General features: G+C 61.6%; 18 protein-coding genes and 2 pseudogenes. 14 read left to right on the top strand and 6 right to left on the bottom strand.

From position 1 onward, the window contains the following. From GV035_RS25830 to GV035_RS25805, 6 genes and pseudogenes are all read left to right on the top strand, one after another. Nucleotides 1–335 (top strand): annotated as a pseudogene (locus tag GV035_RS25830) (porin); the annotation flags it as partial. A 61-nt stretch (nt 336–396) separates the two neighbouring features. Continuing rightward, on the top strand, nt 397–2163 hold the full coding sequence (locus tag GV035_RS25825; RefSeq protein WP_201304068.1) for a tannase/feruloyl esterase family alpha/beta hydrolase: 1767 nt from the start codon (nt 397–399) through the stop codon (nt 2161–2163). 197 nt (nt 2164–2360) lie between these two features. Further along, a complete protein-coding gene (locus GV035_RS25820; protein ID WP_159838421.1) occupies nt 2361–2636 on the top strand; it encodes a hypothetical protein in 276 nt (91 codons plus the stop codon). A 577-nt stretch (nt 2637–3213) separates the two neighbouring features. After that, nucleotides 3214–4107, top strand: coding sequence for an ATP-grasp fold amidoligase family protein (locus GV035_RS25815; protein ID WP_159838415.1), 894 nt, complete (start codon nt 3214–3216; stop codon nt 4105–4107). Between the two features lie 120 nt (nt 4108–4227). Then, nucleotides 4228–5142: a LysR family transcriptional regulator gene (locus tag GV035_RS25810; RefSeq protein WP_159838413.1), complete on the top strand. Its 915-nt coding sequence runs from the start codon at nt 4228–4230 to the stop codon at nt 5140–5142. 102 nt (nt 5143–5244) lie between these two features. Continuing rightward, nucleotides 5245–6444 carry a YbfB/YjiJ family MFS transporter gene (locus GV035_RS25805; RefSeq protein WP_159838411.1) on the top strand — a complete coding sequence of 400 codons (1200 nt, stop codon included), beginning with the start codon at nt 5245–5247 and terminating at the stop codon, nt 6442–6444. 27 nt (nt 6445–6471) lie between these two features. Here GV035_RS25805 and GV035_RS25800 read toward each other — a convergent pair whose 3' ends face one another. Continuing rightward, nucleotides 6472–8283: a polysaccharide biosynthesis tyrosine autokinase gene (locus GV035_RS25800; RefSeq protein ID WP_159838409.1), complete on the bottom strand. Its 1812-nt coding sequence runs from the start codon at nt 8281–8283 to the stop codon at nt 6472–6474. Nucleotides 8284–8372: 89 nt separating this feature from the next. Then, complete coding sequence (locus GV035_RS25795; RefSeq protein ID WP_442859603.1) at nt 8373–9542, bottom strand: acyltransferase family protein; 1170 nt, start codon at nt 9540–9542, stop codon at nt 8373–8375. A gap of 577 nt (nt 9543–10119) precedes the next feature. Here GV035_RS25795 and GV035_RS25790 point away from each other — a divergent pair. Continuing rightward, the gene (locus tag GV035_RS25790) at nt 10120–11481 is read left to right on the top strand and encodes a glycosyl hydrolase (RefSeq protein WP_159838407.1); all 1362 of its coding nucleotides are present in this window, start codon (nt 10120–10122) and stop codon (nt 11479–11481) included. A 74-nt stretch (nt 11482–11555) separates the two neighbouring features. Here GV035_RS25790 and GV035_RS25785 read toward each other — a convergent pair whose 3' ends face one another. The 3 genes from GV035_RS25785 to GV035_RS25775 form a co-directional block, all read right to left on the bottom strand. Then, nucleotides 11556–13247 (bottom strand): beta-glucosidase, encoded by a 1692-nt coding sequence (locus GV035_RS25785; protein ID WP_159838405.1) that lies wholly within the window; start codon nt 13245–13247, stop codon nt 11556–11558. Nucleotides 13248–13337: 90 nt separating this feature from the next. Continuing rightward, the gene (locus tag GV035_RS25780; protein ID WP_159838403.1) at nt 13338–15647 is read right to left on the bottom strand and encodes a polysaccharide biosynthesis tyrosine autokinase; all 2310 of its coding nucleotides are present in this window, start codon (nt 15645–15647) and stop codon (nt 13338–13340) included. Between the two features lie 310 nt (nt 15648–15957). Continuing rightward, nucleotides 15958–17031, bottom strand: a complete 1074-nt coding sequence (locus GV035_RS25775; protein ID WP_159838401.1) for a glycosyltransferase family 4 protein — start codon at nt 17029–17031, stop codon at nt 15958–15960. A 577-nt stretch (nt 17032–17608) separates the two neighbouring features. Between GV035_RS25775 and GV035_RS25770 the strand changes: the two genes are divergently transcribed. Beyond that, nucleotides 17609–17827 carry a hypothetical protein gene (locus GV035_RS25770; RefSeq protein ID WP_159838399.1) on the top strand — a complete coding sequence of 73 codons (219 nt, stop codon included), beginning with the start codon at nt 17609–17611 and terminating at the stop codon, nt 17825–17827. A 54-nt stretch (nt 17828–17881) separates the two neighbouring features. Then, on the top strand, nt 17882–19078 hold the full coding sequence (locus tag GV035_RS25765; protein WP_159838397.1) for a glycosyltransferase family 4 protein: 1197 nt from the start codon (nt 17882–17884) through the stop codon (nt 19076–19078). A 19-nt stretch (nt 19079–19097) separates the two neighbouring features. On the opposite strand, the gene GV035_RS25760 is transcribed toward GV035_RS25765, so the two are convergent. Beyond that, the gene (locus tag GV035_RS25760; protein WP_159838395.1) at nt 19098–20432 is read right to left on the bottom strand and encodes a hypothetical protein; all 1335 of its coding nucleotides are present in this window, start codon (nt 20430–20432) and stop codon (nt 19098–19100) included. A 2687-nt stretch (nt 20433–23119) separates the two neighbouring features. Here GV035_RS25760 and GV035_RS25755 point away from each other — a divergent pair. The 5 genes and pseudogenes from GV035_RS25755 to GV035_RS25735 all read left to right on the top strand — a co-directional run bounded on the left by GV035_RS25755 (nt 23120) and on the right by GV035_RS25735 (nt 26891). After that, nucleotides 23120–23842, top strand: a complete 723-nt coding sequence (locus tag GV035_RS25755; protein ID WP_236572825.1) for an ATP-grasp fold amidoligase family protein — start codon at nt 23120–23122, stop codon at nt 23840–23842. An 8-nt stretch (nt 23843–23850) separates the two neighbouring features. Continuing rightward, nucleotides 23851–24426: a DUF4142 domain-containing protein gene (locus GV035_RS25750; protein WP_159838391.1), complete on the top strand. Its 576-nt coding sequence runs from the start codon at nt 23851–23853 to the stop codon at nt 24424–24426. Between the two features lie 120 nt (nt 24427–24546). Further along, the gene (locus GV035_RS25745) at nt 24547–24756 is read left to right on the top strand and encodes a hypothetical protein (protein WP_159838389.1); all 210 of its coding nucleotides are present in this window, start codon (nt 24547–24549) and stop codon (nt 24754–24756) included. A 127-nt stretch (nt 24757–24883) separates the two neighbouring features. After that, nucleotides 24884–25883, top strand: a pseudogene (locus tag GV035_RS25740) (ABC transporter substrate-binding protein). Between the two features lie 51 nt (nt 25884–25934). Further along, on the top strand, nt 25935–26891 hold the full coding sequence (locus GV035_RS25735; protein WP_159838387.1) for a TauD/TfdA dioxygenase family protein: 957 nt from the start codon (nt 25935–25937) through the stop codon (nt 26889–26891). The last annotated feature ends 54 nt before the right edge of the window (nt 26892–26945 follow it).

Raw genomic sequence — 26945 nt, 5'->3', positions numbered from 1 at the left:
CGGCGGGCACGGTGCTGCACTGGAAGGCATCGTCGGCATGGGACTTCGGGGCGGGCTACAGCTATACGTGGACGAGCAAGGCGAACGGCATCACGAGCGCGGCGTCGTATCACCAGTTCAACCTGTCCCAGTACTACTCGCTCTCGAAGCGCACGGGCTTCTACGCGCTCGAAGCGTACCAGCGCGCCAACGGAAATACGCTCTCGGCGCCGACGGGCAACACGGCGGGCCATCAGGTGACCGCCAACGCGACGCTCGGCGACGGCTTCCAAGGCGTGCCTTCGGCAACGCGCAATATGTTCGGCGCAGGCGTGGGTATCATCCACCGGTTCTGATGGTGCGGTTCGACTCATAAGCAAAATACGTACAACGAAACATTGAAGTATGGAGATCACCATGAGAGTCACGAGATTAGTTGCGGGATTCACGCGCGCCCGCGCGGGCGCGGTGTCGCTGCTGACGCTCTGCGTTGCGTGCGTTGCGGTTGCGATGGTTGCGGCATGCGGTGGCAGTAGCAGCAACGGCAGTTCGAGCAGTGCGCCGTTATCGGTCGTCAAGCCCGTCGTCGATTGTTCGAAGCTCGCCTCGCTCGATATCACCGATATCGGCGGCGCAGGAAGCGCCATTAGTTCAGCCACGGTCACCGCCGCGACAATCAACGGCGCGACGGTCAACTTCTGCACGGTGAAAGGCACGCTCGCGCCGTCGAATACGTTCGAGGTCGCGCTGCCTGTCGATTCGTGGACGCAGCGTTTTGCCGAACTCGGTTGCGGCGGGCTATGCGGCAACCTGAGCGACCCGACGAAGCAAACCTCCTTCAGCTTCAGCTACACGTGTCCGCTCGTGCAGCAGGGCGGCTTCGTGACGGCAGCGACCGACATGGGCCACTCGGGACAGGATTCATCATGGACGACGGACCCGCAAAAGCAGGCCGACTTCGCCTATCGCGGCCAGCACATCACGACGCTCGCCGCGAAGAAGCTGATCCAGACTTACTACGGGCAGGCGCAGAAGTACGCGTACTTCGTCGGTTGCTCGGACGGCGGGCGCGAAGCGTTGATGGCCGCGCAGCGTTATCCGGCGGACTATAACGGCATCGTCGCGGGCGCGCCGGCTGCGCACTTCCAGATCCAGAATTCGCTGTATCACGGCTGGAGCGTCGAGTCGAACAGCACGACGGGCACCAGCGCCGGCAAGGCCGTGCTTTACGCGGACAAGGCCGCGGTTCTGCACAAGGCGGTGGTGGCTGCTTGCGGCGGCCAATCGGGCGCGGCTGACGGGCTGATCGCCGATCCGCGCGCCTGCCATTTCGATCCGGCGACGATCCAGTGCGGCGCAAGCGCGTCCGACACGAGCAACTGTCTGACCCCAGCGGAAGTCGCGACGGCGACGAAGATCTACGCCGGCCCGACCGATGCGACGACCGGCACGCGTATGCTGGGCGGCTCGCCGCAATACGGCTCGGAAGTGAACTGGCCGGGCGTCGAATTGCCGACATCGAAGTCGACGGACGCACCCGTCTCCGTGACGAGTCTCTTCAGCTATACGATCGTGAGCGGCGCGTACAACCTGATCTTCACGGGATCGCCGACGATGCCGAACATCGACACCTTCGGCTATCGCGACGCGAGCTTCTATCCGAACTATCTTCAGGCGAATCATCCACTGAACGACGCGACGAATCCCGACCTGTCCGCTTTCAAGAAGGCCGGCGGCAAGCTGATTCTGTGGCACGGCTGGGCGGACCAGCACATCTCGCCGCTCTTCACGATCGCGTATTACCAGGCGGTGCAGAACACGATGGGCGAAGCGAGCGCCAACGAGTTCACGCGTCTTTATCTGGTGCCGGGCGTGGGTCACTGCGGCGGCGGCGAGGGCTTTCCGAACATCGACCTTGTTTCGCAGATCACCGGCTGGGTCGAGCACGGCTCGTCGCCTAATGCCGTCATGACGTATCAGACCGACTCCACGAACAAGGTCACCGCAACGCGTCCGGTCTACCCGTATCCAGCGGTGGCGAAGTACACCGGCAGCGGCGACTGGCACGATGGCGCGAACTATGCCCAAGGCGCCGCCTTGTACACGGGCGCCGCGCCTGCGTGGGCCGGTTCGAGCTTCTACACGCCTTATACGCCCAAGACGCAAGGCGTGGCGGCGCCGTAAGGCTCTGCCTGTCGATCGAACTCCAAGCGGGTGTTTGCCGCGCAATGTCACTCGATGGCATTGCGCGGTTTTTTATTGATGCACGCTTCTCGCGGAGAAAAAACATTGCGACGCGCTCGATCTTCATGGTAGAAGCACCGCTGCGTTCGCGCTTTGCGGCGCGATTGAGTGTGTGCTTTACCTCGAAGGAGCAGAAGTTGAGAAGGACCGCCGAAAACAAGTTGAAGGTGGTCGCGGTACGAGTCGAGCCGGCAATCGAGCAGAGGTTGCGGTTATTGGCGGAAGTAACGGGACGCAAGCAATCATTCTTTTTGCAGCAGATGATCGAACGCGGCATCGGCGCGATGGAAGAGCTCTGGCTGTCGCCTGATGTCCTCGCCGAGGTACGGGGCGGCAAATTACAGGGGCGGCAACAAGCGGTCGAGGCGACGCCCGATCTTTTCAGCGATCTCTCGGAAGAGCAGGCCGGCTAGGCGCGCACTGACTCCGCATCCGCGCGCCGCCTGGAAACGACTGCAAATACGCATATTGACGCTGGAACGCGAGAATGATTTTCGTTCTCGCATTAGTATGCGCAAGCGATATTTGCAAAAACGCCCTTGTCGCGCGCAGTTCTTTGAAGGGAGCGCAATTGATACTTTGCGCTAGCTGGACAACCTAAATGTTTCGCGTTGAGTCCAAAGCGCAAGCTCTCAAGCGGCGGGCGGCGCATCGCCGCGCCTTTCTTCGCCTTCACGCGATAAGCATGACCTCATGCCCGCGCTCGTCGGGAATTCGCCTTGCTCAAGAGCAACGCGCAAAGAACCGTTGCGGCGAATAGGCGACGAAATGATCGCCGCTTCCAAATAGCATTTCTCGGCCGCCTAATACAAGCAAAATCCGCAAGCAATCGTTTATAGGACGCTGTGTACGGTGGCGCACGGTGCCAAGGCGACTGCCTTGGGACGATTTCGGGATGCACCTGACCGGTGAAAAAGCCGAGGGCGCCCGCTACCCGTGGGCCGCGAATCGCGCCTAAACATTACATGACATTTACAGGGGGATAACCGGATGTCGCTTTCGAAAAGGCTCATTGACAGCGCAAAAGTCTTTCTGCCCGACGACGTCTTCTTGAGTTTCGTGCATCGCCGCAGGATCGGGCGATTCCCCAATCTCAAGCGTCCGCTCACCTTCAACGAACAGATTCTCAGCCGCTGTCTGCACCCGGACCCGCGCTACGTGGATCTCAGCGACAAGCTCGCGGTGCGCGACTTCATCGCCCGAAAAATCGGACCGCAATACCTGATTCCGTTGATCGCGGAGCCGGCGGTGTTCACGAAGACCGTCTTCGACCAGTTGCCGAATCAGTTCGTGATGAAAGCGAACCACGGCAGCGGCTTCGTGAAGGTCGTGAGGGACAAGAAGGATACGACGTTCGAGGAACTGGCGGCGCTCGCGCAAGAGTGGCTCGCCACCGACTTCTACAAGATCGCACGCGAGCGGCACTATCGCGCGATCAAGCCGCGCGTGTACTTCGAGACGCTGCTTCTCGACGATAACGGCGTCGTGCCGGCCGATCTGAAGTTTCACGTATTCAACGAGAAGTCGGGCAAGCAGACCATCTACATCCTGGTGATTTCGGATCGCTTCGGAGAGACGCCGCGCGGCGATGTCTTCGACGCCAACTGGAAGCCGCTCGACATCACGTTCGGCGCATACGTGCGCAGCGAGACGCCGTTGCCTCGCCCGAAGAATCTGGATGCGTTGCTCGAAGTCGCGGGCGCACTCGCGAAGGACTTCGAATACGTGCGTGTGGATCTGTATTCGCGCAACGACGACATTTTCTTCGGTGAACTAACGTTCACGCCGGGCGCGGGCGTCCTGCGGATGCTTCCCGAAAGCGTGGACTATGAATGGGGCCGGCTGCTGCAAATGACGCGCGGGCCGTTGCGCGCGGAAGCGTAGTGCTTGCCGCCGCGCGCTGCAATGGCGCGCGGCCTGCGCGGTCTGGACGTTCGACGCGCACGCTTCATCGCGCCGCGTTGAACTGGGCGCTCTCATCGAAACGCAGCTTCGCTCATCGACATGGACCGCATCGACGCGATGAAAGTCTTCATCGCCACGCTCGACGAAGGCAGCCTCGCGGGCGCGGGCCGACGGCTCGGGCGCTCGCCCGCGGCGGTCAGCCGCGCGATCGCCTTTCTCGAAGCGCATGCCGGCACGGCGCTGCTTCATCGCACCACGCGCACCATCAAACTCAGCGAGGCGGGCGAGCGTTACGCGTCCGCATGCAGGCGCATTCTCACTGACCTCGAGGAAGCGGACCTGCTGATCGCGGACGAACGCGCCGCACCGCGTGGTCTGTTGACCATCACCGCTCCCGTCGCGGCGGGCGAAGCCTTGTTGCAGCCGATGCTCGATGACTTCATCGCGCGCTTTCCGGGCGTCTCCGTGCGTCTGCAATTGCTCGACCGGCCCGTGAGCCTGATCGACGAAGGCATCGACGTGGCGCTGCGCATCGCGCATCTCGCGGACTCGACGCTCATCGCCATTCCGGTCGGCGACGTGCGGCGCGTGGTGGCCGCTTCGCCGCGCTATCTCGCGAAGCATCCGCCCATCGAAACGCCCGCCGATCTCGCGCAGCATCGCATCATCTCGATGACGCATTTCGGCCTCGATTCGTGGAGCTTTCCCGCGTCGAGCGGATCGGCCATTGCGCAAGCCGTGCAGTTCGCGCCGCGCCTCGTCGTGAACACGGTGCGCGCGGCCGTGGCGTGCGCGGTCGACGGACAAGGGCTCACACGGCTTTTCTCGTATCACATCGCGAGCGAAGTGAACGACGAGACGCTGCGCATCGTCTTGGCCGACCGCGAGCACGCGCCGCTGCCCGTTCATCTGCTGACGCCGCAAGGGCGGCTCGCAGTGCCGAAAGTGCGCGCCTTCATCGACTTCGCGACGCCGCGCCTGCGCCGTCATTTCAAGCGGCTGCGGCTCGGCTAAGGCGCCGATTGCGCCGATTCGCGGAAGAATGTCTTCCGCGACACGCCGATTCACCCACGAAACGATACGACCTACACTGCCTCCATCGACATCGGAGGCAGTATGCGATACGCAGTCTCGAATCAGTCCGCGCCCGCGACGTTTCAACCGTGGCGCGGCATGCTTGCGGGCGCAAGCGCGAGTCTCGTCGGCATCGGACTCGCGCGCTTTGCCTACACGCCGCTCTTGCCCGCGATCATCGGCGCGCACTGGTTCGCGCCTTCCACGGCGGCCTATCTCGGCGCGGCCAACCTCGGCGGGTATCTGGCGGGCGCGCTCATGGCCGGCACGCTCACGCGCCACGCGCGCGCCGCGACCGTCCTGCGCGCGATGATGCTGCTCGCCACGATTGCGTTCGTCGCGTGCGCGTTTCCTGTTTCGTTCCTGTGGTTCTTCGCGTGGCGCTTCGCATCCGGCGTGTCGGGCGGCGCGCTGATGGTGCTGGCCGCGCCGACGATCCTCGCGCACGTCGCACCGTCGCGGCGCGGCTTCGCGGGCGGCGTGATCTTCACCGGCATCGGGATGGGCGTCGCCGCTTCGGGGACCATCGTGCCGCTTCTGCTGCGTCAGGGCCTCGAACAAACGTGGCTCGGGCTCGCCGTGGTGTCGCTCCTGCTCACCGTCGTCGCATGGAACGGATGGCCCGCCGACGCAGCACCCGCGCCCGCTGCGACGCATGCTCCAGCGCGCCCGAAAACGTCGACGATCACGTTGGGTGCGCTTTTCGTCGAGTACGCTCTGAATGCGGTCGGTCTCGTGCCGCACATGATCTTTCTCGTCGATTACGTGGCGCGCGGCCTCGGCAAAGGCGTCGATGCCGGCGCGCAATATTGGGTGCTGTATGGCCTCGGCGCGATGATCGGGCCGTTGCTCGCCGGGCATCTCGCGGATCGCGCGGGCTTCGGCCGGGCGCTGCGTGTCGCGTTGCTGCTTCAGTTTGCGGCGGTCGCGTTGCCTGCGCTCGGGTCGAACGCCGCGTTGCTGATGGTGTCGAGCGTGATGGTCGGCGCGTTCACGCCCGGCATCGTGCCGCTCGTGCTCGGACGCGTGAACGAACTGCTCGCGCATCATCCCGCCGCGCAGAAGGGCGCGTGGCGCACCGCGACCACGAGCTTCGCCGTCATGCAGGCCGTCGCCGCGTATGGACTTTCGTTTTTGTTCTCAGCGAGCGGCGGTGACTATCGCCTGTTGTTCATGATCGGCGCCTCGGCGCTCGCGGTTGCGTTCTTCGTCGATCTCATTGCCGTGGCGAGATCGAAGTAGACGCCGTCGTTTGCGGCGGTCCAGAACTCAATACGAAACGGAAGGCCGCCGGCGCCGCGCTGCATAGCCGCCGGGGTAAGCGCGCGTCGTGCGCTCTCCGGCGGGACGCCCCATGCCGTTGTTGAAGACGACGCCGACGACATGCGCGCCGACCTGATCGAGCTGTCTGAACGCCTCTTCGAGTTCGTCCTCGCTGCGCCGGCCCGGTTGCGCGACGAGCACCGTCGAGCCGCCGAGCGCCGCGACCAGGCTTGCATCATCGACCGACAGCACCGGCGGGGTGTCGATGATGATGAGGTCGTAATGCGGCGCGACTTGCTGTATCAGGCGCGGCAGGCGACCGTTCGAGAGCAGTTCCACCGGATCGGCGGGCATGCCGCCAGCGGGAATCACGTCCACGCCAGAGGCGCCGACCGAGCGGATCACGCGATCGACGTCCACGATGCCATCCAGCACTTGCGCGAGCCCCGCGCTACCCGATATTCCGAACAAATACGCCATGCGGCCGCGCCGCAAGTCGCCGTCGATGAGCAGCACGCGCTTGCCGGCACGGGCATTCACGCCTGCGAGATTCGCCGCCACGAAAGTTTTTCCCGACCTCGACGCCGGCCCCGTCACGACGAGCAGCTTGCGCCGCCACGGCGCGCCCGCGAGCCGCATGCGCTTCGCCCGGCCGAAGCCGAATCGTTCTATCGGCGTCAGCGCGAAGCTCTCCTGCATGAACCACGTGCGCTTTTGGCGATACGCCGCGAATCGCGGCCAGTAGAGGATCAGGTAGGCGATCGGCACGAACGACGTCACGGTGGTGATGCTGACCGTCGAGGTGAGCAGAAGCAGCAGCAACATGACGAAGCCATCGCTCGCGGTGAACGCGACCACGCCGAAGAGCAGCAACGCGCTGAAAAGCCCCATGTCCGCGACGCTCGCGGGCAGGCCGGCGAACGGAATGCCGGCGGCGATCTCCGTTTCGACGAGGCGCAGGGACGGCATGTACATGTAATGCGAGCGGACGTCGTCGGCGGTGACGCCTGCCAGCAGGTCCTCGAGTCTGGCGTCGAGCAGGAAAGGGTATCCGCCGAGGCGGTGCGCGAATGTCGTCGATCCGAAGAACGCGTGGTTGCCGAGATAAACCGCGATCAGCCCGACCACGCCGATGAACGCCGTGAGAATCACGAGCGGATGAATGAGCCGCAGCTTGTGACGCAGCGGAAACAGGGCGAGGAAGATGAAGAGAATCAGCGAAGACTTCGAGAAGGAGATAAAGAGGCCGACGGCGTAGAGCGCGACGACCTTCTTGTTGACCTTCTCGGTCAACAGATAAGCAATCAGCGAGGCGACGAGCAGCGACGAGAAGAAGCCGGCTTCCCGCGAGAAACCGGACACGCGGGCGAAGTAGAAAATCTCGAAGAAGTTCGTGTAGGTGCGCGTCGCATAGGGGCCCCAGATGGTCTCCGCCAACTGCGTCGGACCGAGTTGCCAGGCGAGGCCCTTGTCGACGTAATAGAGCACGAACTGCACCATCGCGAAGACGATGTTGATACCCATCCAGTGATGCAGATAGCTGATGCGCCGGCCCATGGTGTACATCAGATAGCCGATGCAGATGGCGATGGAGACGACACGCGCCGCGACGCTCGGCGAACCCAGAAGACTGACCGCCACGGCCAGCACCAACGGAACGCTCCAGTGGCGAACCGTCGCCGTGAGGAACCGCACGAACTTCGGGTCCAGGAACGGGATGAACAGATAGAAATAGATCGTCGCGCCGTTGATCTGCGGATTGAAGATCACGCAGGTGAAGAACATGTAGAACAGGACGGATACGATCTTTGAATACATGAGTTCCTCTGTATCGGCATGCAGATGCTAAACGGCAGGTCCGCGTCGGTTCATGCGCGCACGCGCTGGAAGGCGAGCCGCAGGGATCATCACGGCAACCGGCGTGCGTTCTCTTCGGTGGCCGGATCGCCGAGCGCGCTTCGCGCAGACGCTCTTCTCGTGGACGTCAACGCGTGGCCGAGCCGGATGCACGGTGCTTCGACGAGACGAAACGCGACTGAAGACAGCGCGATCCCCAATATGCCGGCAATGACCATGTACAAAGCCAGTGGGCCGCCGGTCCAGCCGGCGCGCTCGCATAACCAATACATCACGTATAGGGGCACGCCGTGCAGCAGATAGAGCGAATAGCTTCGTTCGCCGAGCCATGCGAAGGAGCGCCAGTGAATCTTCGCGACCGTTGCGAGCAGCGTGAAGATGCCCATTCCGACGAGATAGCTCACGGAGTTGATGATGTGTTCCGTGTCGTGCTGCTTGATCGCGACGCAGAATGTCAGCACCGAGATGCCCGCGATCACGCCGGTCACCGCGAGGAACGCGGTCTTGTATGACCAGTCGGCTCGCAGCGTCCGCGCGCCCGGGACGTCGAAGACGACGCGTGCGCCGGGATTGTCGTAGAAGTGCCGGAAACAGGCGCCCCAGAACATGATCGACAAGTGATAGAGCATGCCCTTGTACTGACCGAGCGCATTGGCCGGCACGATCTTAAGCGCCGATGTAATCACGAACGCGGCGCCCAGCGACACGCACACCACGCATAAATCGCGCATGCGGTGAATCCGTCCTTGCCAGAACAGGGCGAGGCAGAGCACGTAGAACACGAGTTCCGTTTCGAGCGTCCAGTAGTGTCCCATCACCTCGGGATAACCCAGGGGGCGGGGCACCATGGTCGCGTTCGCGAGCCAGCCTGCGGGTTCGAGCTGCTTTCCGAACAGCATCCAGTACGCGAGGAAGCCGAGCGGTATCGACACCCAGAACGCGGGATACAGACGGAAGAACCGCCTCACCAGAAAGTGCCGCGTGCCGGGTCCGATGGGACCGTGCAGGCTCTTCGGGATCAACAGTCCGCTCAGCGCGAAGAACACCACGACGCCGATGCGCCCGAAGTTGCCGTAGTGCTGAAGCGCATCGAGCCAGTGCTCCGAGCCCGACAGGTCGGAGAACTTTTCCGCGTAGTGCGTCCACATCACGAACAGCACGGCGACCGCGCGGATAGCGTCGACGTGCGACATGCGATTGGGCAGCGGTGATGATTGCAGGCTCAACACAGTTCTCCGGCTGCATGGTTTAGGGCATGGCGTCCGCGTGCGGCGGCATGCGTCACGAACGCTGAACCTCCGTTCGTCCGGTCAGTGATCCGAAGCGACGCTGCATCGAAGCGCCGCGCCGATCACCCGCGGGCCGGGCATTCCGACCGAAACCGCTCTTCCCCGGCCACGCAAGACTGCGGAGAAATTCCCGTGCGCTCGTCGCTGACAAGGTAATTTCGGCGCGCGAAGCAGCGCGCTTTTCGCCTGACGATCGTTCGTAGACCGACGTAATTCCGGTCAAATTTGCTGAAAGCGAAACGGGGCGGAATCCAGTAACCTTCGGAGCAGCCGCTTTTTACTGCTACCCCCAAAAACAAGCGAACGTTTGTTTCCCTCACATAATCATCTGAAGGAAGATTTCCTACTTACGATATGAATAAAGTGAGGGTTTACCTCTTTCCTTTTTTGTTACATTCAGAAACGTTTAAGAGCGTTTTAGGAACATATACTCCGGTCTCCTTAACGCAAACACGCACTTTTTCCCGTGTCTACGAACTTTCCCACCCAAAAGCAGGACCGATTTTCCGTGTCTTCCGTGACTGACGCCCGCAATGCACCGATCTCGCGTAGAAGCTTCCTGTCGCTCCTGATGGCAGGCGCTGGCAGCGCGGCCCTCGCAGCCTGCGGCGGTGGGACAGACGCAACGAACACGGACAGCGTTGCAAATGCCGAAACGGGCGTCGCCAAGGCGGCTTCCGCGAGCGGCACGCTCATTCCGCCGGCGGCATCCGTCACGGATAGCTCCGGCGCCGTCTGGACGCTCGTGAACGGCCACGCGACGCGCAACGGCGCGACCGTGGCGACCGGTTCGCCCGTCGCGTTCACGAACATCCTCTATTACAACGGCGTCATCTACGGCAAGAACTCGGCCGGCAACTGGTTCAAGAACGGCAGCTCGCCGTGGCAGAACCTGGGCACGGCAGACCCGCGCGGCACCACGGCGGCGGCCGCCACGAGCAGCTCGCTCTTCTACGGCATCAACGGCCACATGGCCTACGGCAACGGCATCTATCAGACGATGTCCGCCGCCGCGCAGCTCGCGATCCTGAAGGATCTCGGCGTCACGAACTATCGCGCCGACGTGGCGTCGAGCGGCATGGCGACCGTGCTCGCGAATGCGCTGAACGGCGCCTTCAAGAACAGCGGCGTGAACATTCTTCCGGTGCTGAACCCGGCGTCCTGCGGCTGGAACGGCTCGCTCAGCGAATCGGCGGCTTACACGCTCGGCTACAACCTCGCGACCGGCGTCACGCAGCAGTTGAAGGGGCTCGTGAAGTACATGGAGTGCGGCAACGAACTCGAAGTCTCGCTCAAGATCAGCGGCGACGGACACGACTCCAGCAACTGGAGCCCGTCGATGTGGCCCGCATACCGTGGCGTGATTCGCGGCATGGTGGACGGCGTGCGCGCCATCGACTCGTCGATCAAGGTCGGCGTGGGCACCGGCATCGCGCTGTCGTACCGCGCACTGCAGATGCTGTGGAACGGCATCTCGCCGAACGGCACGTCGGCTGGCGTCGGCGGCGCGGCTTCGGTGCGCTGGGACTTCACCTGCTACCACTGGTACGAAAGTTCGGGCGATGCCTTGTGCGGCTGGCAGAACAGCCAGTGCTACGACGTGCTCCAGGCGCTGAAAGATTCGTTCAACGTGCCGATCTGGCTGACGGAATGGGGCTGGTACGGCCAGGTGGACACGGCGGCGCAGCAGACCGCCTACATCACCAAGGCGCTCACCGAGTACCGGTCCATCAAGGACAAGTACAACATTCAGTCGGTGATGATGTACGCGGTGATCGACGACACGTACGGCCTCATCAAGAACGACGGCGTCACGAAGACCGGCGCATACACGGCCTTCAAGAACTTCGTCAAGGCGAATCCGGTTTAAGTGGATATCGCGATGGAACGCTCCGGCATGCAGTGCGCCGGAGCGTTTTTTTTTGCCTTCGTGCGCGAGTCGGTTCATTTCGCTGCCGGAATGAGGTACTTGGGCAGCGCGCCGAGTTTCCACTCGAAGCCTTCCTTGACTTCGATGGTCGACGCGGCGCCCTGCCAGTCGAGTTGCTTGTACGTCCCCGGCGGAATCGGCGCGGGCGTGGGCGTTGGGTCGGCGTCGGAATCGCCTTTCCAGCCCACGATCACGCGGTCGTCGCTGCCGTATTGATAGATCTTGGTCTTGTCGTCGTCGACGAACGAGCGGTTGAACGTCCGCGCGCCGATGGTGCGAAAGAGCGTCGCCGCCGCGACGTACGCGGGCTTCGGCGTCAGGTCCAGCCGCACCAGGCCGAAGTTCGCTTCCTTCTCGGCCGGGTCCACGCCGTCGTCGACGAAGTCGTACCAGATGACCGTCTCCACCGTGCCGAAGCGGCGCGAGAGCAGGAACGTGCGCGCGGCGGCGGCGGCCTGCTTCTGCTCGGAAAGACCGGCATCCGCGGGACTCGACGGCCATCCGATTTCGGTGATGTACACCTTGAGCCGCCCCACGCCAGGGCGCGGATGCGACTGCGTCATGCGCTGCAAGTGCGGCCATACGGTCGATACGTTCACGCGCGGCAGCGGCGAGCCCTTCGCCTCGTAACCGCGGTCCGGATCATACGGCGACATGTAAGGATGAATGCTGAAGCCGTCCTGATACGCGAGCGCGTTCGCCTTCACGATCTGCACGATGCAATCGCCGCCGGGACCGCCTCCGGCTCCGCCGCCGCCGCACGACACCACACTCGCGTCGGGACTCTGCTTCTTGATTGCCGTGTAGACGGGCTTGAGCAGTGCAATGTACTGGTCGTAGCTGATGCTCGGAAAAGCCGGCTCGTTCCATATCTCCCACGTCTTCACATACTTGCCATAGAAGCCGACGACTTTCTCGGCGTAACGCACGAAGAGGTCACGCTCCTGCTGCGTCTGTGGAAATCCCTTCGGTCCTTTGAAGAGAGCGGGGTAGGCGCGACCGTTCCCGTAATCGAGCACGATCAAGGGCTTCAGGCCCATTTTCGCAGCCTGAGCGACATAGCCGCCGTAGTCGCTGTCCTTGCGCGGGAACTGGAATTGCCCGGGAGCGGGTTCGACAGAGGTCCAGTACAGTTCGTCGCGAATCCATGTGAAGCCGGCGCGCTTGATAAGCGACATCACCGTTTCGGGCACACCCTTTCGTTGTCCGAAATGTGTGGCGACGCCTGCTTCCTTGAACTCGCCCTTGCCGGACGCGAGCGCGGCAAGGCTTATCTTGAACGAATCGCTCTCGGCACCGCTCTTCGATACAACCTTCGCGTCGAGCGTATAAAGCCCGGCGCCCGGCAACGAAACGTTGAGGGCCACCTGTGCGCTGCCTTTGCTTTTCGATGGCGACGCGCGATACGTGTCGAGCGGCGTCGGCGAGAGTTCAGCGTTATCGTCATAGCGATACAGCGTCGCGACGACCTGATCGCCATCCGACACGCTCGCCGGGTCCATCTTCAGCGCGATGCGTTTGCTGCCCGCGTCATCGCTGATCAGCGAGCCTTGCGCGCTGGCCAGTTGAAGCCCGCGGTCGGCGAAGGCCAGGTTTGCAGCGGCCATGCCCGTCGATAGCACCGCGAGCATCGAGGTGACGCGCAAGATCGGATCGAGGTGCCGCGTGCGGCGCGGCACGTCGTGCTTCGTGCAGGATACGAACATGAAACTCCCGTCGGCGGCGGATTCGAAACGCGGGATCGCACGCCGCGCTCAAGCGGCGGTCCGCTATCGCTTAAACATCAACGCTGCCGCTTAGTCCTCTTCCGTGGCGACGTTCGACATGTACGCGCTCGCGTAGGCGTACGTGCGCTTCTCGCTGCGGCGCTTCGGAACCGCATTGAAGATCACGCCCGCGATCCGCGCGCCGGTCAGATCGAGCCGCTTTATGGCTTCCTGAAGCTCGTCTTCGCTTTGCGCGCTCGGGCGCACGACGATCACCGACGACCCGGCGTTCGCGGCGATCAGGTTCGCGTCGCTGACCGCGAGCACCGCTGGTGTATCGATGATGACGAGATCGAACTGCTGCTGCATGTAGTCGAGGATTAGCGGAAGGCGCGGCGTCGCGAGCATCTTCGACGGATTCGCGGGATAGCGTCCGGCCGTCATCAACGAAAGCCCGGGGACATCGCTTTCGCGGATCGCCTGATCGACCTGCGCCTTGCCTGCCAGCACTTCGGCGAAGCCGTTGCCAGCGCCCTGTCCGAAGATCGACGCGATGCGGCCGCGTCTCATGTCGCCGTCGATCAGCAATACGCTCTTGCCGGTCTGCGCGTGCAGCACGGCCAGATTCGACGCGACGAAGGTCTTGCCCGTGCCCGGCGTCGCCCCGACGACAGCAAGGATATTGTTCGGCGCGGGCGCGATATCGAGCATCAGCGACGCATGCACCGCACGCAAGGCTTCCACGGCCATGTCGCGATTGCCGAGCGCCGAGAGCGCGTGACTGCCCTCAAACTGCGACCCGGCGTTCGGATCGTCGCTCAGGACGCGGCGCGACACATCGTTGACGACCGCAGGCAGACGGCTCTTGCCGGACAGAAGCGACGGCCTGCCGGTGCGGTCGAGTCGCGCCTGCATCGGACTGAAGCTGACTGCGCCGAACACGGGCAGACTCAGACGGCTCTCGACCGAATGCGGCGTCTTTACCGCGCGCGATAGCTGGTCGCGGAAGAACACAAAGAGAATGCTCAGGACGATACCGCCGGCAGCGCCGCCTGCCATGACGAGCATGCGCTTGGGCTTGGAGGGTTCCGTCGGATAGATGGCCGAGTCGATCAGATGGACATTGCCGATCGTGCCGGCACGCGTCACGGCCAGTTCGCTCGCTTTCTCGCGCATGGCGACATAAATGTCTTCGGCCACTTTCGAATCACGCGTCAGGTCCATGAGCTTGCGCTCGGAGCCCGGCAGTTGTCCGAAGCGTTTGTCGAAGGCCTGCTTCTGCGCGTTGAGCGTGGCAAGCTGTTCGTCGATGGTGCGGACTTCGCGCGTGTTCGGTGCAAAGCGGCTCGCCATTTGCGTGCGCTGCATGGTGAGCGTCGCGATTTGCCGTTCGATGTCGAGGCTGCCTTGCAGATACGACGTCGCTTCGGTGCCCGGCTGCATCGAGTTCGACGACTTGCGGTAACTGCTCAATTCACTCTCTGCGCGTTGCAATTCGCGCTCGAGACGCGGCAATTCACCGATGATGAAATTGCGCGTGACGCTCGCTTCTTCACGATGCTGGTCGATGTGCGCCGCGATATACGTCTGCGCGATCGCATCGGTGATTTGCTGCGCGAGCTTGGGGTCATCGTTTTCATAGACGACCTGCACGACGCCCGAATCCTTTGTCGACTCCATGACCTTCAGGTTCTTCTGGAAGCGCGACACCGCCTGATATTCGCTGAAACGCACCACCTTGAATTCGGTGCCCGGCCGCGCGACCAGCTTGTCGACCATGATCGAGATGCCGTCGGCATTCGTCAGATGGCCGACGGTGCCATGCAGGACCGAGTTGCCGTCCGAGTCCGTCAGCTCGTAAGCGCCTTGCGGCAGCGCGCGCAGCGTGAGCGTCTTGTTTTCGAGGCGCGGCGGCACGTCCAGCGTGCTGATGTCCGCATCTTCCCCGCCCCACGCAAAGGACTTGAGGCCGAGAAGGGGCGCCACGGGTTGCCCTGGCGTCGCGAACATGCTTGCAATGCGCCCAAACAGCGGCACCTCTCTCGGCGTGATGGAGATGTCCTGGTGGAACTTCTTGATGACGGGCAGCAGGACCGCGCGGCTCTGCATGATCTGCATTTCCGCATCGGTGGGCAACGTGGACGGCACGGCCTGCTGCTGTCCTTGCGTATTGACCCCGAGTGCGTTGGGATTGGGAAAATCGACTTTGATGAGCGCGTCGGACGAATAGACAGGTGTCGCGATGAATGCGTACAGCGTCGCGGCGCCCGTCACCAGGACGATGATCCCGAGCACGAGCCACACGTTATCGACAAGCAGCTTCCAGAAGTCACTGGCTGAGAAGCTGTCGTCTCGCGTGCGCGCGGGAACTGGATCGATCCCAAGAACTGGTGTGTTCATCAGAGAGTTTCCTTATGCGTTCGAATGGCGGTCCAGCGAAAAGCGGAGGTAGCGCGACCGACGGAGTCGGCAACGAACGTTTTGATGACGGAGCTTGCTTGAAAAGTCGGTACGACGAAACGTATGACGTAAGCGCGGTCGCGCCGAAAAAATTTGAAACGCCAACGTCCAATACTACTTACCTTCATGCTTCGCCAATTTGCAGTACGTGCGCCACCCCACACTGCGGCAAAAGGGACGGACCCAGACATCACCTACTCAACGATTACATAGTTCTGCTTTACGATCGTTCGGTTCGGCGCGGTCGCGGCTAACGCGCGGCTTGCATGATTTCCAGGAGCCTCGTCGCTGCGCCATCCCACTTGAACTGTCGGGCGTGTTCGAGTCCCGCGCGCCGGTGTTTCATCCGCACGTCCTCTTGTGTTGCCATCACGCGTATCTTCGCCGCGATGTCGTCGATGGAACCGGCATCGCAATACATCGCAGCATCACCGCATACTTCGGGCAGCGACGCTTCAGACGAAACGATGACCGGGCATCCGCAATACATGGCTTCGAGCGGTGGCAGGCCATATCCTTCGTACAGAGAAGCAAATACCAGGCAAGCCGCGCTGCCATAGAGAGCTTTCAGTTCGCCATCGGTCACGAAGCCTGCCCAGATGACGCGGTCCGAGTCCGCGCCGGGTCCGGATTCCCCGGAGGCGAACACGCGTGCATTTGCAGCGCCTGCAATGACGAACTTGAAGTCCTTAAGGTCTTTTAGAAGCTCGGTTGCTGCTAGCACCCGTCGCAGGTTCTTGCGTGGATCGAGGCTGCCGACGAGAACGCAATACTTGTCCTTGCTGAGCGCGAGCTTCTCAAGGATAGAAGGCTCAGATGTGACACGGTCCATATGGTCTGCGCCGGGGCGCACCACCAACACGCGCGATTCATCGACGCCGAGGTGATGACAGATGCGGTTCCGCGAAAAACCTGAGACGGTCAAGATCGTATTGGCCTGACTTCTGAGCAGAGAAAAGCGCAGGCGGTACCACATGACGAACTTCCTGGAGAAGCCATGCGGTACATCGTAGACGGCCATGTCATGAATCATCAGCATATGCCGCCGCTTAAATAGTGGTCCTGTGTTGCAGAGACTGATGAGCGTGTCGCGGCGAGCTTCGAGCGGCAGCGAGATCTGCTCCCATAGGTTGCCCGTGAGTCCACGGCCGATGTGTGTCGGACGCGCGGCAAGTCCCAGATCCGTGGCATTGGACGGCACGAGCACGGGCAGTTCAGCCGGCGACGCCGCGCGCGATTGCATGGCGCGCGTAAGTTCATAGGCCACGCGTTGCACGCCTGTGATGCGTTGTGAGGCGAACTTACCATTGATTGCAAAGCCCATCGGGTGTCCCTGATTCGTGCAGCGGCGATTCGTCATACGCCCAGTTTGGTGCTGCCGAGCGTCGCATTAGGGTCGCACCGGCTTGCTCACATGACACGTTCTACCAGAGACAAAGTGTCGTGTCATGCGCATTCGCGGATAAATCGAGAGAGTTGGCATTGCTCGATAGATCTGCTGAATACCGCGCGAGTCGGGAAATCGACTTCGATGGCAATCCTTAGAAGATAGGTTTAAAAGCATCGTGGATGCGTTAGGGCGAATCTTTACGGATCGCTGAACAGCGCGCACAGAGCTGAATTATTTCGCTGAGCGATTTATTGTGGGTGTCTAATTCACGCAAGCTTCATTGCTCAAGTCCCTCTGATCGCTTAGAGTGTGCTTTCTCCTCGCGCACGCTTCGCGACGGAAATCTTCTGTTCTCACGAATATCTCCAACCGCCTGACGATTTCTAGCGATCGGGCTTGCATAGAAATCTCGCTGAAAGACCGGCTTTGGCATCTTCCATGCTTGGTCCGGGGTTTCGGGCATGAATTCGATTAGGTATACCAAGCATAATCGTCAGACAAAGGAATTCGAATGCGACCGAATTGGCGGTACCTGCAGGAGCGGCACGCGGAGCGTGAGCGCGACGACACGTCCTTCGCAGCCAGTCTGTACGCATTCTTCGCGATGATCGTGCGTGCGCTGGACATCGTACGGGTGGTCGGAATATTCACTTTCCTGACGATCGCGATTTGGGTGTACCAGTCGATCGAGAAACTGTTGAGGCGCAGTGCGAAGGACAGTCATCAGTAGTGCAGGCCGGTAGCCTGGCAAGCCCCGATGGAGCATCCACTACCAGGAGTTACTGTGAAAGTTGCGATTGTCCACGACTGGCTCGTGGTATCAGGCGGAGCGGAGAAGGTTCTTCAGCAGATCATCGAGTGCTATCCCACCGCCGACATCTTCACGCTCGTCGACTTTCTCGAAGATCGAACGTGCGTCAGGAACCGGCCGGTCCGTGCGTCTTTCATTCAGCGATTGCCGCTCGCGAAGAAGCGATACCGCAGCTATCTGCCGCTCATGCCGATTGCGATCGAACAGTTCGACCTGTCGGGCTATGACCTCGTCATCTCCAGTTCCTATGCAGTGGCGAAGGGCGTACTGACCGGGCCGGATCAATTGCATATCAGCTACATGCATTCGCCGATTCGTTACGCATGGGACTTACAACACCAGTATTTGAACGAGGCCGGGCTGGCGAAGGGCGTGAAGTCCGTGTTCGCGCGTGCGTTGCTGCACTACATTCGGGGCTGGGACGCGCGTTCCACGAATGGCGTCGATTACCTGATCGCCAATTCGCATTTCATCGCGCGGCGCATCAGAAAGGCGTATCGGCGCGATGCGACTGTGATCTATCCGCCTGTCGACATCGCCGCGTTGCCGGTGCGGGCGCAGAAGGAGGACTTCTATCTCACCGCGTCGCGCATGGTGCCGTATAAGCGCATCGATCTGATTGTGAAGGCGTTCTCGAGGACGCCGGAGCGTCGGCTGGTGGTCATCGGCGACGGACCGGACATGCGCAAGGTGCGCGCGGCGGCGGGGCCGAACGTATCGATTCTGGGCTATCAGTCCTTCGAAGTTCTTCGCGATCATCTTCAGCGTGCACGAGCGTTCGTGTATGCAGCAGAAGAAGACTTCGGCATCTCGATCATCGAGGCTCAGGCGTGTGGCACGCCCGTCATCACGTACGGCAGAGGCGGCGCGCTGGAAACGGTGATCGGCATTCCAGGCGAGCGGGCCACGGGCGTGTTCTTCAAGGAGCAGACGGCTGAATCGCTGATCGAAGCTGTTGGGCGCTTCGAGCGACATCGGCATCTGTTCGATTCACAGGCGTGCCGCGAGAATGCCGAACGCTTCTCGCGAGAGAAGTTCAAGGCGTCGCTTAGGGCGTTCATCGAAGTGCAACTCGCGCGTTTCCCGTCCGAAACGATGCTCGACAGACGCGCCGTTCCGAGAGAAGCCGCAGTCGAGACAGGCATTCGTGAAACGACGGCCTCGAAGTAACGCCAGCAAGCTGACGAGGCTACTGAGCGGTATCCAGATTCACATGCTGCGGCTGGCTCACCGTCCGCTCCGTATGAATAAGGGCAGTGGCGGCCATGGGCTTGAATCCCGATGCGATAGCGGCAAAAGCCGACCCGACGCCGCGAATGGCAGCATGCTCCCAGCCGTGTGACGCTTGCGGTTCGCCTGGCGCATGCGGTGCCCAGCCCTGAAAGCTCAGGAAGGGGCCTGCGCCCGTTCTAGCGCGGCTGTACGTTCGTGCCTTCTCCATAAGTGACGCGAGCATCCGTTGCTCCGTCACATCGGGGCGGCGCCTCAGCGTTTCGAGCGTGGACATGGCAGCCGCGAGCGATTGCACGAGGACGGGGATCGCACGTCCGATGCCAACGTCGAGGAGCCGAAGCACGCGCGACAGGTCGACTTCTTTCTCGGCGAGTTCGCGGTTTGCGAGCACGATGGCCGCATCGGATGATCCGCGCGCTGTCTGGAAAAGGCTCGTGGCGTCCGACACCGTGAATCGGTCCAGTGCGCGCATTCGCATCGCGGCGAAACCGAGCGCGCATCCGCTAAGGGCGTCTTCGCCGACGCCTTGCCAGTCGAAGCCTTGAGACAACTCTTTCGCAACGTTATTCGCGTGCTGGGATGGGTTGAGAGACAGAAGCGACAAGAGCGTGTTACGTGGCCCCGCCGATACGCGTGATACGACAATGTTGAGCGGATCGCGGTTCACGGTGCCCGCTGCGTTCGCCGTGAGCAGCACCTTGATCCGCCCCTGTGGCAACGAGACGAAACGGGAAGAAAGCTCCGGCCCGCCGATTTGCAGGAGCGACGGCTCATGCGTCGTCAGTTCGAACTGCTTCGCGTACGCGTTCCAATTTTCCTTGCCAACGAGTAGATCGACCGGACGCCATGCACGGAGCCGGCGCGCCCACAGTCTGCCCCAGACGTGATAGGCGGCCGTATCGGCAAACGGTACGCGCGATGTGCGCGCGAGATCCACGTCCGCCGAAGCCCACATCAGCCACTCGGGAATGTCATCGGGAACGAGGTCGATCGTATGCTGAGCGAATCGGCCGATCAATGGAATGCGGCGTGTGATGCCCGTTCCATGCCGTGTAGCGAGTTCGACCACGACGAAAGACAAGCCGCTATTCGCGGCACGGCCGCTTCTATCCGATGATGCCCGCCTCATGGTCGAATCGTCCGGCAACTGCACTGTCGTGGGCCGCTTGGTCGAGAGAATCACGCGCTCGACGAGTGATCCCGATTCGCTCTTTATTTCAGCAGGCAGTGCCACATCGCCTTCATCATCGTCAGTCAGCGACGCGAGGCTGAGAATAACGACTCGGCTCATACGATGGCCTCTGTGTAATGAGAGACAGCGGAGTACATCAGACGAAAGAAGCCTGCGATGGCCAATTAGCGAAGTGGACAATACAAGATCCTTCGCTCTACTACGATACATGTTCACCCGGCTTGCGCAAGTGAAAAAGCCGGTGAACGAATTATTTTTAGTGGGCGTCGTAGCGCGAAGTGGAGGCGGCATCGAACGCATGGCGAGAAAGGATGAGCAATGTCATTGCCCGTTGCGCCTGCGCATCCGCGAGCGGTGCCATCGGCACGTTGCGCGCGCTGAAGATTTGCGGAGAGGAACGAGCAAGGCTTCGGGGAGGTAAGCATCGAGCCCCGATACGCGCAATACGACGATCGGACGTTCGACAAGCACGGCCTCGACCATCATGAGCGGTACGCCTTCGAACGATCGCTCGCGACGATAAAGGGCAACACGTCGTGCTGCGCTTCGACCCTGTTGGAACTTCTACCGCATCCGGTTTGTCGCCGACGATGAGTACGATCGTGCGCGCGAACGCGGGGAGACGTTCTATAGTTTCGGGCAGCAAGTCTTGCCGCTACAATCGTGTCGTCGTCTGGAAGCCAAAGCATTTTGCGAGCGGCTGAACGGGCGAGCGTGCGATCGGCGAAGCGGTCGTCTACGCAGTTAGCGAGTATCGTCGTGCGCGGATGCGGTGCACGCGCGCGCAAACTCGTGCGTGATTGTTCGTTCTAGGTGACTAATCGGCAATGCCGCGCATGGCTAGGCGTCACCATTGCAGTGAGATTGACCGTCGATGATCGTTCCGTCTCGATGAAGCCTGGGCAAGAGAGGCAAGAATCATTAGCGGCCAGTGTTTCCGACCGGTGCAGATGACCGCCTGCCTGTCCTGCATCCGCTTATTCGGTTCGTCTGTAGGAAGAATTAGCAGATGTCGGAAGGAGCGTTCGAGAAGCATCATCGGGGCCATGTCCTCTGCGCGATCTAACGGGTATCTCGTCCACGACACCAAGTGCAGGGCAATTGGCAGCGTGGAATTAGCACCCAGTCGAACGAGTTACGCCGATGCGCTGCTCTCGCTCTTTACAAAGAATGGCGCGAGTAATCTCGTCTATCTAATCGTGTATAGGTGTGCTAAGGTCGGTCGCGTCCTTGCCAACGGTGCGCTCGCGGCCCGTCAACTCAGGCTGCTCGATTGATGCACCAACGCGTCGCAAACGGCGCTCTATCCGATTCGTGACCATGGACCAGCGGGAAGAATTGCGCTCGCTTTACTGCGTCGTCTGTCCTCGTTGCGAGAGCGTATCGCAAGCAGACGACATCTCGTGTCCATACTGCGGCGCGGACCGCCAGGGTGCGGTGCTCACGCGGACTCAGGCGTCGCTCTTCGGGATCGATGAAGCGACGCGTGCAATGGTGCGGGCCGCTTCATCGCAAGTCCGCGATGTTCGCCGTGACTCATCGAACGCTGCGCCGCAGACAAGCGAAGAGCGTCGCGTCGCAGCGTTGCTTCCGTCGCTGACTGGAGTCGTCGTCAAACGGAACTGGATTATCGTCCTGGCTGTTGTTGTGTGCGTCTTGCTCGGTTCGTACGCGTGGGTCCGCAGTGCGCACAGTCCCGGTATAGGCGAATCGCCTGGCGATCGAGTCAGCGCGGCCGGGACGGTGCATAAGCTCGCACCCATCGCACCGCCTACTCCTTCGAAGGAGGATTCAGCCACCGAAAGCGTCGAGAAGGGTCGAAGCATCCCGCTTGCTGAAAATCGCTTTCTCGCAATGGCCGGTGCGCTCGGACGCGATCCCTTCAGCTTGCCTGCGTTATCGGGAAGGACACCTTGCAGCGCGATGACCGAGCCTGCATCTCTTTCGGGGATGCCTTTGTGCGATAGCATCGCTTTCTCGCAAGCGCCGCTTCTAACGAGCGAGACCGTTCCGGAACCGCCCGTTCGAAAGACATCAACTATCGCGGCAAGCACCGAACCGCCACCGACTAAAGCGGTCACGCGGACGCATGCCCGCGCGGAACACCAGTCGGCGAAGGCGCGGCACCAACCGACGCATGTGCGCGTGCGTGCCAAGGAGAAAACGGGTCCCACGCTGCGCTCGGTCCGTCATGCGAAGAAAACCGACAAGACGCATTCGCGCTCCCGCGCCGCACAGCGCACGCCTGCGCCCGGACAAGAAGAAGCGGACGCCCTGAGTACAGGTGTTCAGCGCGCGGACGCCGTTGCGCCGCCGTCCAACCCCGCGATGACTACCGCTGGCAGCTGGTCCCCGAACTCCGCGACGGGCGGGAATCGCGCTCGATCGAACACTGATAGCCCCTCGCAGCCGGGCACCCCAGCCCTCAATCAGGGGCGCGGCGAGGCACACTGACGACAGGCGACGTCGCGCGACTGAGTCGATCCTATGTGCGAAACCGCACATTCCATTGATCCTGGCTTTGCAAGAATCGTTCGTTGGAATTTCACCAGTGAAATAAGCGAATAACAACCGAAAATCATACGTGACACTGTCATCCCCCGATGCATGAGGGCTTCCGGATGTTCGCCAAGACACTCATCGACGGCGCGAAAGCGTGGTTGCCGGACCCCGTGTTTCTCAGCATTTCGCACCGTCATAAGGTCGGACGGTTTCCGAACATGCGCAATCCCAGGACATTCAACGAGAAGATACTGCACCGGTGTCTGTACCCCGACCCGCGCTACATGGACCTCACCGACAAGCTAAAGGTCCGCGAATACGTGGCGGAAAGAATCGGCTCTCGACATCTCATTCCTCTGATAGCCGATCCGGGTGCGTTCACTCAGGAAGTGTATGACGGCCTGCCGCCAGCCTTTGTCATGAAGGCGAATCACGGCAGCGGCTTCGTGAGAGTCGTGAAGGACAAGAGCCGCGTGTCGTTCGAAGAGCTCTCGGCGCTGTCGAAGGAATGGTTGTCGACGCGCTTCTATGAGGTCGCGCGTGAACGCCATTACCGCATGATTGAGCCACGCATCTTCTTCGAAACCCTGTTACTTGCCGATGACGGCGATGTTCCAGCCGATCTGAAGGTGCACTTCTTCAACCAGCCGTCCGGTGAGCAGGCCGCGTTCATCACGGTGATTTCGGGCCGTTTCAGCGATCACCCGCGCGCTGATACTTATGATGCCGCCTGGCAGATGCAGGACATCCGGTTCGGTCATTATCAGCGCAGCGACACGCCCGCGCCGCCGCCGGAATCCCTCGATTCGCTCATAGAAATCGCGCGCGTGCTCGCAGGCGACTTCGAATATGTAAGAGTCGATCTCTACGACTTCAACGGAAGCATTTACTTCGGGGAACTAACGTTCACGCCCGGCGCAGGTGTTTTCCCGATACGTCCTGACCACGTGGATTACGAATGGGGGCGGCTATTCAAGGTGAATCCGCGACATCGCCTGAGCAAGTAGGCGCTTGCATGGTCGCCAGTCGACAACGGCACGCGCATGGCAGCCGAGTGATCGGACGGGTGATCTGCGCCTGGCTGCTCTGCCTCGCGTCTCCGGTTGTCGCTTATGCGCAGGGCGCGCCGCTTTCCGACGCGCAGATGGTCGGCGTTCTGTTGACCGCGAATCAGGCGGAGATTGCGGCGGGCCGGATCGCGCTGCGCAAGACTCAGTCGACCAGCCTGCGCAGCTTCGCCACGCGCATCGTGAATGAGAACGCACAAATCGCACAGGAAACCAGCGACATGTTGCAAAGGGTCGGTGCGATGGCGCAGCGTAGCAGCATGAGCGACGCGCTCGCGCGTCAGAGCCGCGACGACGCCGAAATGCTCGATCAGGCAGACGAGTATTCGTTTGCGCAAGCGTATCTTGAACGCGAGGTCGAATTCCTTGGACGTCTTGTGAAGACGGTCGATGACTTCATCCGCACGACGCATAGCGCGGACGTCAAGGTGTTACTCGTGCGCGCGCGACCGGCGTTCACGCTTCATCTGGATCAGGCCCGGCGGCTTCGGCTGGTATTCGAACGGCCCGGCTTCGGGCATTGACGCGCATGGTAGCGTCACGTTCGACGCGCGGGCGACTGGAATGCATTCCATGAAGTTCTATTTGCCGAATCCTTTTCAGCGCACTAGATTGAGTTGATCCACGATTCTCAGGAGCCCGCCATGTCGCACATCCTGACGCAATACTGGCAAGCGTTGTCGGCACCCGTCGGACGGGCGCGCGAACGCTGGCGGTTGCGCGGCTACCATCAAGATCAAGCCAGCGGCTCGGACCGGCTCGAACAGATTGCGGTCTATGCGCGCGCGGGCTATTTCAACATGGGTTATACCGTTGACGCGTTCTACGCGCACGCCGACTTGCCTCCACACTGAGGCGGTGCGTTGATGTGCGGCGCGCATATCGCGGCAACGCATATTCGTAGCACTCTTCCTTCGTTGGCGCCCAGGCAGCGCGCTTGTACAGTGAGCGTCCTTGGCCTCTCGCTTGGACGTTCACCGCATGAAGGCAATTTCCTCGTTCACTCGTCTAGTCTCGCTGCTTACCTTCGTGGCGGCGTGCGCGGTGCCGCTTGTCGCGGCGCACGCGGAAGGAACGGTCAGAATCGTTGATCAGTATGGCGTCGGGTCCTTGCTGCTCAAAGTCGCGAAGGATCAAAAGCTGATCGAAAAAGAGGGCGCGCGCGCGGGTCTCAACATCGACGTGCAATGGACGACGCTCTCCGGCGGCGCCGCAGTCAACGAAGCCTTGCTGTCGGGCGCCGCCGACATCGCCACGCTAGGTATCGGCCCGCTTATGACGATATGGGACCGCACACGCGGTCATCAGGACTTCCGTGCGATGTCGGCTCAGAGCGCGGTGCCCGTGTATCTGGTGTCGAATGAGCCGCGCATTCACAGCATCGCGGATATCGGCGAGAAAGATCGCATCGCGGTCGTGTCGGTCGCAGTCTCGCAGCAGGGCCGGCTTTTGCAGATGGCCTCAGCCAAGGCATTCGGCCAGTCGGAGTACGCGCGCCTCGACCGGTTCGAAGTGAATATGCCGCACGCGGACGCGACGACTGCGATGCTCGCGGGCAGCTCTGTCATCGATTTGCACTTCTCCAACGCGCCGTATCAATATCAGGAACTCGACGATCCGAGAATTCACAAGGTCATCGGTTCGACCGACATACTAGGCGGTCCCGCGACGAGCAGCGTCGCGGTCACATCCGGCAAGTGGCGCAAGGACAACCCGAGAACCTATGCTGCCGTGCGCGCGGCGCTCGCGGACGCGGCGCGGCTGATCCAATCGAACAGGCCGCAGGCAGCGGCCATTTATATACGGCAGGACGCATCGAAGCTCTCTGAGCAGTTCGTATAAGGAAGTGAGCTTCGCCACGACGCCACAGAACACGCTGGCGCTAGGCGCGTTCCTGTATAAGGTCGGCGTCATTCGTCACGAGCCGAAGTCGTGGCGCGACTATTTCTTCACCGACGACCCAAATACTCTGGGCAGTTAAGACGTAGAGATACTTTGGTTACCGAACGAGTGTACATTATGGAGACGCACAGTGAACGCAGCCGTCATCGCCCAGGAAGCAGACAAGACAGACGTGGAAGTGAACCCGCTTTCGGCACATATTGGCGCTGAGATACGCGGCGTCGATTTAACGCGTCCGTTGCAACCCGCTCAGGTCGCGGCGATTCGTGCCGCGCTGCTCAAGTGGCGCGTCGTGTTCTTTCGCGAGCAGTTTCTGACGCACGAACAGCATGTCGCGTTCTCCGCGCAGTTCGGCGAACTGACCGTGGGGCATCCCGTGTTCGGCCATGTGGAAGGGCATCCCGAGCTCTATTCCATCTCCAAGTTTCGCAAGGCGACGCGCTTCGAAGGTCAAACGCTGCTGCGACCGTGGACCGGCTGGCATACGGATGTGACCGCGGCGGTCAATCCGCCTTTTGCGTCGATCCTGCGCGGTGTGACGATCCCGCCCTATGGCGGCGATACGCAATGGACCAATCTCGTCATTGCCTACGATAAGTTATCCGCGACGCTGCGCAGCTTCGTCGACGGGTTGCGCGGCGTGCATCGCTTCGCGCCGCCGCCAGGCGCGAGTGGAACGGATGCCTTCGCCAAGGCCGTCGATGAGCGTGCGCTTGTTAGCGAACATCCGCTCGTGCGCGTGCATCCCGAGACCGGCGAGCGTGCGTTGTACGTGAGCCCTGGCTTTCTGAAGTCCATCGTCGGCCTGACACCGCGCGAGAGTCAGGCGCTGCTCGAACTGTTATGGGAGCACGTAACGCGTCCGGAGTTCACCGTGCGCTTCAAGTGGGAGCCGGGCAGCATCGCGTTCTGGGATAACCGCGCGACTGCGCATCTCGCGCCGACGGATATCTTCGATCTCGACTTCGACCGCCAGCTTTATCGCACGACGCTCGTCGGGGACGTCCCTGTCGGGCCGGATGGCAAGCGGTCCGTCGCGATCGAGGGGTCGCCTGTCGGTGCAGCGGCTGCCGTCGCGTTGAACTGAGCACGGGCGGCGGCACACTGCGCGGCGAGTCGACATAGCAGGCTTTGGAGACGA

Origin of the sequence: Burkholderia sp. 8Y, from assembly GCF_902506145.1 — a bacterium.
GTDB lineage: Bacteria > Pseudomonadota > Gammaproteobacteria > Burkholderiales > Burkholderiaceae > Caballeronia.
Note: the sequence above shows the minus strand (reverse complement) of the source record. Positions and strands in the feature narration are given on the sequence as shown.

Coding starts and splice junctions, on each gene's coding strand:
- GV035_RS25785 (WP_159838405.1), bottom strand. CDS start 13,247: ATGTTCGTATCCTGCACGAAGCACGACGTGCCGCGCCGCACGCGGCAC.
- GV035_RS25775 (WP_159838401.1), bottom strand. CDS start 17,031: ATGGGCTTTGCAATCAATGGTAAGTTCGCCTCACAACGCATCACAGGC.
- GV035_RS25780 (WP_159838403.1), bottom strand. CDS start 15,647: ATGAACACACCAGTTCTTGGGATCGATCCAGTTCCCGCGCGCACGCGA.
- GV035_RS25805 (WP_159838411.1), top strand. CDS start 5,245: ATGCGATACGCAGTCTCGAATCAGTCCGCGCCCGCGACGTTTCAACCG.
- GV035_RS25800 (WP_159838409.1), bottom strand. CDS start 8,283: ATGTATTCAAAGATCGTATCCGTCCTGTTCTACATGTTCTTCACCTGC.
- GV035_RS25815 (WP_159838415.1), top strand. CDS start 3,214: ATGTCGCTTTCGAAAAGGCTCATTGACAGCGCAAAAGTCTTTCTGCCC.
- GV035_RS25755 (WP_236572825.1), top strand. CDS start 23,120: ATGGACCTCACCGACAAGCTAAAGGTCCGCGAATACGTGGCGGAAAGA.
- GV035_RS25810 (WP_159838413.1), top strand. CDS start 4,228: ATGGACCGCATCGACGCGATGAAAGTCTTCATCGCCACGCTCGACGAA.
- GV035_RS25750 (WP_159838391.1), top strand. CDS start 23,851: ATGGTCGCCAGTCGACAACGGCACGCGCATGGCAGCCGAGTGATCGGA.
- GV035_RS25770 (WP_159838399.1), top strand. CDS start 17,609: ATGCGACCGAATTGGCGGTACCTGCAGGAGCGGCACGCGGAGCGTGAG.
- GV035_RS25745 (WP_159838389.1), top strand. CDS start 24,547: ATGTCGCACATCCTGACGCAATACTGGCAAGCGTTGTCGGCACCCGTC.
- GV035_RS25760 (WP_159838395.1), bottom strand. CDS start 20,432: ATGAGCCGAGTCGTTATTCTCAGCCTCGCGTCGCTGACTGACGATGAT.
- GV035_RS25825 (WP_201304068.1), top strand. CDS start 397: ATGAGAGTCACGAGATTAGTTGCGGGATTCACGCGCGCCCGCGCGGGC.